The organism is Pseudomonas sp. NPDC089996 (genome assembly GCF_044748405.1).
In the GTDB taxonomy this organism is placed as follows: domain Bacteria; phylum Pseudomonadota; class Gammaproteobacteria; order Pseudomonadales; family Pseudomonadaceae; genus Aquipseudomonas.
Map to the genome: position 1 here is coordinate 309,040 of NZ_JBIVGA010000001.1, position 11,697 is coordinate 320,736.

Genomic DNA, 11,697 nt, shown 5'->3' on the forward strand with positions numbered 1-11,697 from the left:
TCTGCCCATGTCGATGGCCAGTCTGCGCACGTTTTTCATTCCGTCATGCCTTGCCTCGCTGGCGGTGCTGGGCGCGTCCTTCTACCTCGAAAGTGTCCCCGGGCTGGTGCCTTGCCCGCTATGTTTCAGCCAGCGGGTGCTGATCGCCGTGTATGCACTGGTGTGCCTGTGTGCGGTGCTGCATGCGCCTGGCACTACCGGCGCGCGGCGATACGCCAGAGCGGCCCTGCTGTGCGCTGCCAGCGGTGCCTTGCTGGCGGCACGGCATGTGTGGTTGCAGGGTGCGAGTGATGCGAGCCACCTGTGCCCGTTGCCGATCGGGCGCCTGTTCGAACAGTCCTGGCGTGAAGCTGCACGGCAACTATTGTTCGGCGGCCCCGACTGCAGTTCGCTCACCGGGAGCTTTATCGACCTGACCTTGCCGGAGTGGAGCCTGCTGGCGTTTCTGCTGCTGGCGGCGCTGCCCTTGAGCTGCCTGCTGGCGTATCGTTTCCGCACGCTTGGCAATCCTTGACCTGGGGCATACCGGCATTCGATAGCGCGACCAATGGTGATGCATCGGGGTATTAAACACTTGTATGAACTTTGTCTGCTGCGTACCTTGATGCTAAGCACGCGCGGGAATAATCTCCCAGCACGCATACCGAAAACACAACTGCTCGATGCCGTCCTGCTGATGTCACCTTTGTGCTGCACGGTCGTGGTGCGAGGTGCAGCGGCATCTACCCAGAAGGGAAGAGATCGCCATGCTCGATAGTTGTCAGAACGCCCAGGAACGCTGGGGTGGGGTTCACAAGCTGATCGACCGTTGGCTCGAGGAGCGAGAAGAGCTAGTCCAGGCTTTCCGCACCTTGCGCGACGCCAGGCCAGCTTTTGCGGACAAGGACAAGAACCGGGATTTCTGCGCCATCCTGGTGGACTACGTTTCCGCCTGGCACTTTGAGGTCAGCGGACAACTGATCGAGGAAGCCAAGGCATTCGGCGATACGCGAGGCCTGGAACTGGCGGGCCAAATCACCCCGCGCATCGACGAGATCACACGTATCGCCTCGGCCTTCAACGACCATTGTGAGAAGAGTGACTGCAAGGATATCGAGCGCTTTGCCGACAAGCTGGGCAAGCTCGGCGGCCTGTTGCGCGAGCGCTTCGAGCTCGAAGACTGCCTGATCGAGGTGCTGCACACCGCGCACAAGGAAGAGGGCGCTGTCGAAGCCTGAAAGTCGGCGTCAGTCGCCGACCGCCAGTAACTCGATTTCGAACACCAGCGGCGTATAGGGCGCGATCAGGTCTCCTGCGCCCTCGGCACCGTAGGCCTGCGCCGAGGGAATCACCAGGCGCCAGGTCGAGCCGGCTTTCATATGCGGCAACGCTACCTGCCAACCTTCGATCACCGAGCCCAGGCTGAACCACTGTGCTTGCTGGTTCTGGTCGAACACCGAGCCATCGGGCAGCCTGCCGACATAGCGCACTTGCACTTTGCCGCCTGCCTTGGGTTGCGCGCCATTACCCGCTTTCAGCTCACTGTACAGCACGCCTTCCGGCAGCTCGTGCACCCCTGCACGCGCCCGCTCGTTGGCGATGAAGCGGGTTTCCACGGCTTGCAGTTTCGTCACTTCGGCTTGTTCGGCGGCGCTGCTGGCCTGCTCTTCGTGCTGCTGGAGAATGGCATCCATGCGCGCCTTTTCGAGCTTCAACGGCTGGCCCTGATAGGACTGGCGCAGGCCTTCGACCAGCGCATCCAGTTGCAGGCCAGGCACTTCCTGGCGCAGGCGCTCACCCAGGCTGGCGCCGAGGCTATAGGCCAGATCGTGATCATTGGCAGGAGCGGGATCGGTGGCGGCCAGGGCGATTGGCGCCATCAGGTACAGGCCGAAAACAAGATAGCGAGACATGGTCAGGTTCTGTTCCAGATGTAGGTGAGCAAGTCATGCGCCTGGGCGGGCAACCATGGCGTGACAGGTTCGGCACGTTGCAACAAATGTAGGAGCGGCTTCAGCCGCGATGCGCCGCGCGGGTGGCGCCCGATGTATGCAACGATAAACGACTCAAGTCATGCACACCGCAAAAGTCTGCAGCGTTTTGTTAAGCAACTACACTTGCACGGAGCTGCAAGATAACAACTTTGCCCAGGCATGCAACGCGGCGCCATCAATACTGTCAACATGCCCTAGCGGCGGTAGCAGCAGAAGCATAGTATGAGCCGCAATCTCGTCAGCCAGGAGGTAAACCATGTCGGCTAAAAAGAAGCCAGTAAATACGCCGTTACACCTGCTCCAGCAACTTTCGGGCAGCCTGCTCGAACACTTGGAAGAAGCCTGCTCGCAAGCGCTGGCTGATGCGGAGAAATTGCTGGCCAAGTTGGAAAAGCAGCGCGGAAAAGCCCAGGAAAAACTGCATAACGGCCGCCTGAAGTTGCAGGACTCGGCCAAGTCAGGCAAAGCCAAGGCGCAGAACAAGGCACAAAAGGTTATCGGTGAACTTGAAGGATTGCTCGATTCACTCAAGGAACGCCAGACCCAGACCCGTACTTACATTCAGCAACTCAAGCGTGACGCCCAGGAAAGCCTGAAGCTGGCTCAAGGTGTCGGCAAGGTTCGTGAGGCCGCTGGCAAGGCACTCGACCAGCGTGCAGTGGCTGCCAAGACTGCGAAACCGGCTGTTGCCAAGGCACCGGCCCGCAGCGCTGCCAAGCCTGCTGCCGCCAAGGCACCCGCCAAAGCACCAGCTCGCGCCGCCGCTGCCAAGCCAGCTGCCGCCAAAGCCCCTGCTCGTACCGCCGCCAAGCCAGCCGCCAAGGCCCCCGCTCGCGCAGCCGGCGCCAAAACCGTTGCTGCCAAAGCTCCGGCTAAAACCGCTGCCGCTAAACCTGCTGCCAAGCCAGCTGCCAAACCTGCCGCTGCCAAAGCTCCGGCCAAATCAGCGGCCGCCAAGCCAGTCGCAGCCAAGGCTGCCGCCAGAACGGCTGCTGCCAAACCTGCTGCCGCCAAACCAGCAGCAAGGCCTGCTGCAGCAAAGGCCCCAGCCAAACCAGCAGCAAGACCTGCTGCAGCCAAGGCCCCAGCCAAGCCAGCAGCCAAGCCTGCTGCCGCGAAGGCTCCAGCCAAACCTGCCGCAGCCAAGCCCGCAGCCAGACCTGCAGCAAAGGCCCCAGCAAAACCCGCCGAAGCCAAACCGGCTACGCCAGCTGCCAGCGCGCCAGTGACCAACTCGTCCGCTCCTGCCACGCCGTCGGCACCCGCCAGCACTCCAGCTCAGTCGCCGTCTTCGGCTTCCTGAAGCGCTGCGGCCGCGACGCGCAAGCTAACCAGCGCGTCGTGGCCACGGGCCTGGTCCGGTGCCAGCCGGTCCAGCCAGTCCGTGGGCTCACGGGAGCCTGTGGGCCACTGCCGCGCACAGGTTTCCAGCCGTTGCAGCAACTGCTGCTCAGCCTGCAACTCCAACCCCTTCACGTGCTCACGCAACGCCGCCAGGTGCGGGTCGTGCTGCGCGGCCGCGCGCCATTGCTGGCGCAGGCTGCGTAACGGCGCCACCACATCGTGTTGCCACGGCCCGGCAATCGCTCGCAGTGCCTGGGCGCGTTCTTCATTCAATGCAACTGCACGCGCCTGCAACCAGGTCGCGCACAGCAGCAGGCAGACGTCGCCCCCCATCGCCTGCACATCCAGACAGGCCGCTTCGACTCCCGGGCGGGCATACAGCGCCAGGGCGTGATTCCACAGGTCGGTGTACATGATTCCACTCACGCTGCGGGCCGAGGAAGCTGGTAGACTCCGCGACCACTATGATCAGACTATCCAACCTCACTTTACAGCGTGGTCCGCAGCGCTTGCTAGAAGGCGCCGAGATGACCCTGCACGCCGGTCACAAGGCCGGCCTGATCGGCGCCAACGGCGCCGGAAAATCCAGCCTGTTCGCCTTGCTGCGCGGTGAGCTGTCGCCTGACTCCGGCGACTGCCAGCTGCCTGGTGACTGGCGCATTGCCCACATGCGCCAGGAAGTCGATACCCTCGACCGCCTGGCCGTGGACTATGTGCTCGACGGCGACGCCCGTCTACGCAAGGTCCAGGCCGAACTGGCCGTGGCCGAGCAGGCCCACGACGGCACCGCCCTGGCACGCCTGCACAGTGAGCTGGAAGTCGCCGATGGCTACACCGCCGATGCCCGCGCGCGCAAACTGCTGGCTGGCCTGGGTTTCACCAATGAGCAGATGGACCGCCGTGTCGGTGACTTCTCCGGTGGCTGGCGGATGCGCCTGAACCTGGCCCAGGCACTGATGTGTCCGTCCGATCTGCTGCTGCTCGACGAGCCGACCAACCACCTCGATCTCGATGCGATCCTGTGGCTCGAAGACTGGCTCAAGGGTTACCCGGGCACGCTATTGCTGATCTCCCACGACCGCGACTTCCTCGATGCCGTGGTCGACCATGTGCTGCATGTCGAACAGCGCAAGCTCAACCTGTACAAGGGCGGCTACAGTGCCTTCGAGCGCACTCGTGCCGAGCGCCTGGCGCAACAGCAGCAGGCCTACGAGAAGCAGCAGGCGCAGCGCGCGCACATGGAAAAGTACATCGCCCGCTTCAAGGCCCAGGCCACCAAGGCCCGGCAGGCGCAGAGCCGGATCAAGGCCCTGGAGCGCATGGAAGAGCTGTCGGCGGCGCATGTCGATTCGCCGTTCGACTTCGTCTTCCGTGAATCGCAGAAAATCTCCAGCCCGTTGCTGAGCCTGTCCGAAGGCCGCCTGGGCTATGCCGACAAGGCAATCCTCGACAAGGTCAAGCTGCAGTTGGTGCCGGGTGCGCGCATTGGCCTGCTCGGCCCTAACGGCGCCGGCAAATCGACGTTGATCAAGAACCTTGCCGGTGAGCTCGAGCCATTGTCGGGCCGCCTGGTACGTGGCGAGAATCTCGCCGTCGGCTACTTCGCCCAGCACCAGCTCGACTCGCTCGACGACAAGGCCAGCCCGCTGTTGCACCTGCAGCGCATTGCGCCGGCCGAGCGCGAACAGACCTTGCGCGACTTCCTGGGTGGTTTCGATTTTCATGGTGGCCGCGTCGATGAGCCGGTGGTGAATTTCTCCGGTGGCGAGAAAGCCCGCCTGGCGTTGGCGCTGATTGCCTGGGAGCGGCCGAACCTGCTGCTGCTCGACGAACCGACCAACCACCTCGACCTGGAAATGCGTCTGGCGTTGACCATGGCCCTGCAGGAATTTGCCGGTGCCGTGGTAGTGGTTTCCCACGACCGTCACTTGCTCAAGAGCACCACTGACGACTTCCTGCTGGTGGCCGATGGCAAGGTCGAACCCTTCGATGGCGATCTCGACGACTACAGCCGCTGGCTGGTCGAGTACCGCCAGCGCAGTGCGCCGGTCAGCAACGCCCCGGTCAACCCGGACAAGACCGACAAGAAGGCCCAGCGTCAGGCTGCTGCGGCCTTGCGCCAGCAGTTGGCACCGCACAAGAAGGCGGCCGACAAGCTGGAGAGCGAGCTCAACCAGCTGCATGCGCAGCTGGCCGAGGTTGAGACTGCGTTGGGCGACGGTGGTGTGTATGAAGCGGCGCGCAAGGATGAATTGCGTGATTTGCTGGCGCGGCAGACCAAGTTGAAGCAACGAGAGGGCGAGCTGGAAGAGGCCTGGATGGAGGCTCTGGAAACCCTCGAGAGCATGCAGGCTGAGCTTGAGGCTTTGTCCTGATCCATTGATGTTGCCAGTGCTGACCCCTTCGCGGGCATTTGTGGGAGCGGGCGTGCCCGCGAAGAGGCCGGTACAGGCGATAGATGTCCGCAAAATTTACTGGTTATTTTTTCGCCAACCCCTTAGCTTAACGTTTTGCAACAATTGTTAAGCGAGGTGTGTGATGTCGATGGAAGTGTGGCTGGGCTTCTTTGCCGCGTGCTGGGTGATCAGCCTGTCGCCGGGTGCCGGGGCGATTGCCTCGATGTCCAGCGGGCTGCAGTACGGTTTCTGGCGTGGATACTGGAATGCCCTGGGCCTGCAACTGGGCCTGATCGTGCAGATCGCCATCATTGCCGCCGGCGTTGGCGCCATCCTGGCCGCTTCCGCCACCGCCTTCCAGGTCATCAAGTGGTTCGGTGTCGCCTACCTGGTCTACCTGGCCTACAAGCAATGGCGTGCCTTGCCGATGGACATGGCCGACGAGTCCGGCGTGCGTCCGATCGGCAAGCCGTTGAGCCTGGTGTTCCGTGGTTTCCTGGTCAATGTCAGCAACCCCAAGGCGCTGGTGTTCATGCTCGCGGTGCTGCCGCAGTTCCTCAACCCACACGCGCCGCTGCTGCCGCAGTACATCGCGATCACCGTGACCATGATCAGCGTCGACATGCTGGTGATGGCGGGGTACACCGGGCTGGCTTCGCGGGTGCTGCGCCTGCTGCGCACGCCCAAGCAGCAGAAGCGCTTGAACCGGACCTTCGCTGGCTTGTTCATTGGTGCGGCCACCTTCCTGGCCACTTTGCGCCGGGCGCCGATCTGACAAATCCCTGGGGCTGCTTTGCAGCCCTTTCGCGACACAAGGCCGCTCCTACAAGGGAACGCTGTCTCCTGTAGGAGCGGCCTTGTGTCGCGAAAGGGGCGCAAAGCGCCCCCAGCTATTTCTGCTTGTCCACCAGACCCTTCAGCAGATCGACCGGCAGCGGAAAGACTATCGTCGAGCTCTTGTCACCGGCAATCGTCCCCAGCGTCTGCATGTAACGCAACTGCATGGCCCCCGGCTCCTTGCTGAGCATCTGCGCGGCCTGCATCAGCTTTTCCGACGCCTGCAACTCACCCTCGGCGTGGATCACCTTGGCGCGCCGCTCGCGTTCGGCTTCCGCCTGACGGGCAATGGCCCGAACCATCGATTCGTTGAGGTCGACGTGCTTGATCTCGACGTTGGCCACCTTGATGCCCCAGGCATCGGTCTGTGCGTCCAGTACCTGACGGATGTCCAGATTCAGCTGCTCGCGCTCGGCCAGCAGTTCGTCCAGCTCGTGCTTGCCCAGCACCGCACGCAAGGTGGTCTGGGCCAGCTGGCTGGTGGCGACCAGAAAGTCCTCGACCTGGATGATCGCCTTCTGCGGATCGAGCACGCGAAAATACAACACCGCATTGACCTTCACCGACACGTTGTCGCGGGTGATCACATCCTGTGGCGGTACATCCAGCACCACGGTGCGCAGGTCGACCCGGACCATCTGCTGAATCACCGGGATCAGCAGGATCAGCCCCGGGCCCTTGACCTGCCAGAAGCGCCCCAGCTGGAACACCACGCCGCGCTCATACTCGCGCAGGATACGGAATGCTGACAGCAACAGCATCGCCAGCACGATCAGCACCGCGCCGAAACCCACTTGCATGAACATCATCAGTCTCCTTGCGCCATGGTGGCGGCGGCGCTCACTTGCAGCATCACGCCATGGCGTGCCGTGACCCGGACGTTCTGCCCAGCCTGCAGAGGCGTGGTGCACTGGACTTGCCATTGTTCGCCCTGGGCCTGTACCGAACCACAGAACGGGTTATCCGCCATCACTTGTGTGACCATCACCAGGCTGCCGACCAGGCCGGCGTCACCGCTGACCAGCGCCCGTCGACGGGCCTTGATGGCCATGCCGAGCACGCCACCGATCAGCAGCGCCGAGAGCACGGCGAGCGTGCCGATCAGCACCAGCGGGATACCAAAACCTGGTGCATCGGTGTCGATCAGGATCACGGCGCCGACCACAAAGGCGACGATGCCGCCGAACCCGACCACGCCAAAACTGGGCAGGAACGCCTCGGCGATCATGAAAGCGATGCCGAGGAGGATCAGCGCCACGCCGGTGAAGCTCACCGGTAACAGCTGCAGGGCGTAAAGCGCCAGCAGCAGGCAGATGCCACCGACGACGCCGCCCAGCGCCGAGCCCGGGTTCATGAACTCGAACAACAAGCCGTACACCCCGATCATGATCAGGATCAGCGCCACGCTGGGGTTGGTGATGACGGCCAGCAAGCGCGTGCGCCAGTCCGGGAGATGTTCGATCAGGGCGGCATCCCGCGTTTGCAGTAGATGCGGTTGGTCGGCAGCGACCAAGGTCTTGCCGTCGAGCTGGCGCATCAGGTCGGGCAGGTCGTTGGCCACTTGGTCGATCACCTTCAGGCGCAATGCTTCACTGGCTGACAGGCTGACCGCCTCGCGCACGGCCTGTTCCGCCCAGTCGGCATTGCGCCCGCGCAGTTGGGCAAGGCCCCTGATGTAGGCCGCCGCATCGTTGACTTGTTTGCGGGCCAGGGTTTGTTCATCGTCGCTCGGCTTGGCCTTGTCGTCTTGTGGCGTACCGGGCATGCCACCGATCTGCACGGGCGTGGCGGCGCCGATGTTGGTCCCCGGCGCCATGGCTGCGACGTGGCTGGCATACAGGATATAGGTGCCGGCACTGGCGGCACGGGCGCCGCTTGGGGCTACGTAACTGACCACCGGCACGGGGCTTGCGAGAATCGCCTTGATCATCTGGCGCATGGCGCTGTCCAGCCCGCCTGGGGTGTCTAGGCGCAGCACCACCAGCTGCGCGCCCTGGGCCTTGGCCTGTTCGAGGTTGCGCAGCAGGTAGTCGGCGCTGGCCGGGCCGATGGGGTCATCGATGGCCAGCACCCAGACACTGCCGGGCGCTGCCTGCCCCGCCGGGGCAAGTCCAAGCAGCAGCAACAGCAGCAGGCAGCGGCAACAGCGCGTGATCACCTGTCGTCACCTCGTCGACCTCTCTGCTTGAAGTTTAGCCATGCCTGCCCGCCCAAGGCCTAAAATTGAAAGTTGGGGGCGAAACCGGAGGTGCATCATGCGTATGGCCAAGACCCTGCAGCAGCGCCTGGACCAGGCCAACTGCGATTACGACATCATTCCCCATCCACACTCGGCCACCAGCCTTGAATCGGCGCGCACGGCCGGGGTGCCCGCCGAGCGGGTCGCCAAGTCGGTCATGCTCGACGACCGCCACGGCAACTACATCATGGCTGTGCTACCGGCCAACCGGCACATGGACATGAGTAAAGTGCGCATGTCCGGCGCCTGGCAACTGACCCGCGAAAGCGCCTTGCCGACGTTGTTCGGCGACTGCGAGCGCGGCGCCATCCCGGCAATGGGTGACGCTTATCAGATAAAGATGCTGCTCGATTCGAGTCTTACCCGCCAAGGCGATGTCTACCTGGAGGCGGGTGACCACGATCACCTGATCCACATGAGCATGGAGCAGTACCTCAAACTGGTACCGCAAGCCGAAGTACGCGAGCTGTGCTGATGTTCTCAAGCCAATGCCGGGCCGGCGTCGTGGACGGCCAGCCCGGCACACAGGAGGAACCATGGACGCACCGATCCATCCATTCGCCGAGCTGTTCAAGCAACTGGGTCTGCCCGACGACGCGCAGAGCATCGACCAGTTCATCACCAGCCATTCGCCGTTGAAGAACGAGACCAAGCTGGTAGATGCTCCGTTCTGGAGCGATTCCCAGCGCGCCTTCCTGAAGGAAAGCATCATCGAAGATGCCGATTGGGCGGTGCCTTTCGATCAACTCAACGAAGCGCTGCGCCGCCCCAAAAAATAAAGTGCCGAGCGGCACCTGACGAGTGATTGGCCGTTGCTATGCTCAGGAAAAACAAGAGGGGATAGCGTGATGAAAGATCCCTACGCACCAGCTTTCTGGTGCTCCGTGACGATCCTGGGTACCCTGACGGCCGGTTACTTTTATGGCATCCGCCACACCCAGCAGATGAACCAGGCCATCCAGTTCCTCTACGCTGCCGCCGCCGTCACTGGCGCGGTCGCGTTGCTGGCGCTGACCTGGATTGCCTGGCAGCAGTTGCGCCTGAACAAGCGTGAAGTGATACAGGGGCGAACGTTGCTGACCATCTGGAACACCAAGGTCGCGCTCCGGCGTGTCGAAACGGTGTTTGACCGCTACTTCTGGGGTAGTTACTGGCATTCCGGGCGCACCTTCGAGGAGGTGATGGGTGAGCTCAAGGGCACGCCACTGGAGCAGAGCCTGGAGGCGCTGAAACGCCAGTGCCGGGCACTCGACCGGGAAATACACGACCATCACCATCACTGGCTGGCCAATGCCCGCGACCTGTCCAGCGTGGCCACGGCCATGGCACGTGAGCGTTATCAGCTGGACCTGTGCGAGCCGTCGAGCAACGGTCATGGCAACACTGCCGTGCTCAATCGTGACCTGGAGGTGCTGGTGTACACCTGGTCGGCGCGGCTGCGCAGCTTCGACCATCAGCTGGACGAGCTGGAGCGCGCCTACCACTGAGGCCTGGTTACTCGCCGCGAATGTACTGTTCCAGCTGCTTGATCAATCCGGCCTGCTCGGCGATGGTTTCCTTCACCAGGTCGCCAATCGACAGCAGTCCAAGCAGCTTGCCGTTCTCGACGACTGGCAGATGGCGCAGGTGGCGGTCGGTCATTTGCTGCATGCAGTAATCCAGATTCTTCTTTGGCTCAACCGTGATCACTGGCGCGCTCATGATTTCGCGCACCGGCGTGGCGGCCGAGGAGCGGCCCTTGAGCACCAGCTTGCGTGCGTAGTCCCGCTCACTGACGATCCCTACCACCTGATCGTTCTCGACGACCGGCAGGGCACCGACGTTTTTTTCCGCCAGCAGTTTCAAGGCGTCGAGCACCGAGTCATCCGGGCCGATGGTGTACACGGTCTGGTGCTGGGACTTGGTCTTGAGGATTTGTTCGACGGTCTTCATACGGGCCTCTGCGGGTGGAAAAGACGAGCCATTGGAGTAAATAAAGCATCCGGCACGCCAGCCTGCACGGCAATGCAGGAAACGGCATGGAGTCGATTGAAAAACGTCATCAGGGCGTGAGTGGCGGTCAAAGTAGGCAGGCCAGGCGCTGGTGAAAACAAGGCGGCTTTAAGATCTATCAGAAATTACCTACGGGTTGTGCCCTACGATAGCTTCGGACTTCGAATTTACCCACCGTAATCAAACGCCTAAGTTCCAGTACGCACTGAGATCTTCACGCCCGTGGTGCTGTGCACCTGGGCGCTGGTCTTTCTGGAATGGAAAATGATTGCGATGGAAAACAAGAAATCATGGGGAGCTCTCAATTACCGGGACAGAGCGCGTTGCAAGATTCCTTCATTGCCTTGGTTGAAATTGCCTTGGCCCGTCGTAGCGTCCCTGGCCATGGGGAAAATGACGAAGGTGTGCCTGTTTTCTCGTACGTGCTCACGCCTAAGCAATTTGATCGTGTCAGAAAAATCTGTAGGGAGAAGGGGTGGGACTTGCCCAATCAGAGAGGCATTCTGATGGATCTGGAAGCGATCGCTCATCCTTTGGATGCGAGGGTGACCAAGGATCGGTGTACGGTCGCAGAGGTCCTGGACATTCTGCTCGCGGCGTATTCGCCGCAAAGCCAGGTCGGTTTGAACAAGCCGAAACATGCACAGGCTATCGTCTTCAATACGCGACAGAAGGTCCGGATTGGCAAGGCCAGCTTTTACGCGGTCGCCGTGGTCAAAATACGAGTGGAGGGGGGTAGAAAGTACTTGGCCCCGGTTACTGCATATCATGCAACCGAGGCCAAGATCAGGAATATCAGCTGACTACGCGGAAGGACGGCCTTGGAGGCGAATCTCCCACACTCAAGTGGAACGACCCATTTGCCTTCAATTTCCCTTCATATGACCTCAGTGTTCTGAAGCCTTCGCAGCACCGC

14 protein-coding genes are annotated in these 11,697 nt (G+C 62.1%); 9 read left to right on the forward strand and 5 right to left on the reverse strand.

Annotated elements, in window-relative coordinates; genetic code table 11:
• Nucleotides 1–7: 7 nt before the first annotated feature.
• Nucleotides 8–514 (forward strand): disulfide bond formation protein B, encoded by a 507-nt coding sequence (locus tag ACIPW4_RS01485; protein ID WP_400654205.1) that lies wholly within the window; start codon nucleotides 8–10, stop codon nucleotides 512–514.
• 232 nt (nucleotides 515–746) lie between these two features.
• A complete protein-coding gene (gene rsd / locus ACIPW4_RS01490) occupies nucleotides 747–1,217 on the forward strand; it encodes a sigma D regulator (RefSeq protein WP_400654207.1) in 471 nt (156 codons plus the stop codon).
• Between the two features lie 9 nt (nucleotides 1,218–1,226).
• Here rsd and ACIPW4_RS01495 read toward each other — a convergent pair whose 3' ends face one another.
• Entirely contained in the window at nucleotides 1,227–1,892 is a 666-nt protein-coding gene (locus ACIPW4_RS01495) for an FKBP-type peptidyl-prolyl cis-trans isomerase (RefSeq protein WP_400654209.1), read from the reverse strand.
• 337 nt (nucleotides 1,893–2,229) lie between these two features.
• Here ACIPW4_RS01495 and ACIPW4_RS01500 point away from each other — a divergent pair, with 337 nt between their 5' ends.
• Nucleotides 2,230–3,276 carry an AlgP family protein gene (locus tag ACIPW4_RS01500; protein ID WP_400654211.1) on the forward strand — a complete coding sequence of 349 codons (1,047 nt, stop codon included), beginning with the start codon at nucleotides 2,230–2,232 and terminating at the stop codon, nucleotides 3,274–3,276.
• Here ACIPW4_RS01500 and ACIPW4_RS01505 read toward each other — a convergent pair.
• Complete coding sequence (locus tag ACIPW4_RS01505) at nucleotides 3,252–3,731, reverse strand: TIGR02444 family protein (protein WP_400654213.1); 480 nt, start codon at nucleotides 3,729–3,731, stop codon at nucleotides 3,252–3,254. The two genes, ACIPW4_RS01500 and ACIPW4_RS01505, sit on opposite strands and share 25 nt — an antisense overlap.
• A 50-nt stretch (nucleotides 3,732–3,781) precedes the next feature.
• Here ACIPW4_RS01505 and ACIPW4_RS01510 point away from each other — a divergent pair, with 50 nt between their 5' ends.
• Nucleotides 3,782–5,692 (forward strand): ATP-binding cassette domain-containing protein, encoded by a 1,911-nt coding sequence (locus ACIPW4_RS01510; protein ID WP_400654215.1) that lies wholly within the window; start codon nucleotides 3,782–3,784, stop codon nucleotides 5,690–5,692.
• A 163-nt stretch (nucleotides 5,693–5,855) separates the two neighbouring features.
• Nucleotides 5,856–6,488, forward strand: coding sequence for a LysE family transporter (locus tag ACIPW4_RS01515; RefSeq protein ID WP_079230387.1), 633 nt, complete (start codon nucleotides 5,856–5,858; stop codon nucleotides 6,486–6,488).
• Between the two features lie 115 nt (nucleotides 6,489–6,603).
• Here ACIPW4_RS01515 and ACIPW4_RS01520 read toward each other — a convergent pair whose 3' ends face one another.
• Nucleotides 6,604–7,356, reverse strand: coding sequence for a slipin family protein (locus ACIPW4_RS01520; RefSeq protein WP_060507606.1), 753 nt, complete (start codon nucleotides 7,354–7,356; stop codon nucleotides 6,604–6,606).
• A gap of 2 nt (nucleotides 7,357–7,358) precedes the next feature.
• Nucleotides 7,359–8,708 (reverse strand): nodulation protein NfeD, encoded by a 1,350-nt coding sequence (locus tag ACIPW4_RS01525; RefSeq protein ID WP_400654217.1) that lies wholly within the window; start codon nucleotides 8,706–8,708, stop codon nucleotides 7,359–7,361.
• Between the two features lie 97 nt (nucleotides 8,709–8,805).
• Here ACIPW4_RS01525 and ACIPW4_RS01530 point away from each other — a divergent pair, with 97 nt between their 5' ends.
• The 3 genes from ACIPW4_RS01530 (at nucleotide 8,806) to ACIPW4_RS01540 (ending at nucleotide 10,276) form a co-directional block, all read left to right on the forward strand.
• The gene (locus ACIPW4_RS01530) at nucleotides 8,806–9,264 is read left to right on the forward strand and encodes an aminoacyl-tRNA deacylase (protein ID WP_400654219.1); all 459 of its coding nucleotides are present in this window, start codon (nucleotides 8,806–8,808) and stop codon (nucleotides 9,262–9,264) included.
• Nucleotides 9,265–9,325: 61 nt separating this feature from the next.
• Complete coding sequence (locus ACIPW4_RS01535) at nucleotides 9,326–9,568, forward strand: DUF2789 domain-containing protein (RefSeq protein ID WP_400654221.1); 243 nt, start codon at nucleotides 9,326–9,328, stop codon at nucleotides 9,566–9,568.
• Between the two features lie 69 nt (nucleotides 9,569–9,637).
• On the forward strand, nucleotides 9,638–10,276 hold the full coding sequence (locus ACIPW4_RS01540; RefSeq protein ID WP_400654223.1) for an NADH:ubiquinone oxidoreductase subunit N: 639 nt from the start codon (nucleotides 9,638–9,640) through the stop codon (nucleotides 10,274–10,276).
• A 7-nt stretch (nucleotides 10,277–10,283) separates the two neighbouring features.
• Here the strand turns inward: ACIPW4_RS01540 and ACIPW4_RS01545 are convergent, their stop codons facing one another.
• A complete protein-coding gene (locus ACIPW4_RS01545; RefSeq protein ID WP_400654225.1) occupies nucleotides 10,284–10,721 on the reverse strand; it encodes a CBS domain-containing protein in 438 nt (145 codons plus the stop codon).
• 317 nt (nucleotides 10,722–11,038) lie between these two features.
• On the opposite strand from ACIPW4_RS01545, the gene ACIPW4_RS01550 reads away from it, so the two are divergent.
• A complete protein-coding gene (locus tag ACIPW4_RS01550; protein ID WP_400654226.1) occupies nucleotides 11,039–11,584 on the forward strand; it encodes a hypothetical protein in 546 nt (181 codons plus the stop codon).
• Nucleotides 11,585–11,697 lie beyond the last annotated feature (113 nt).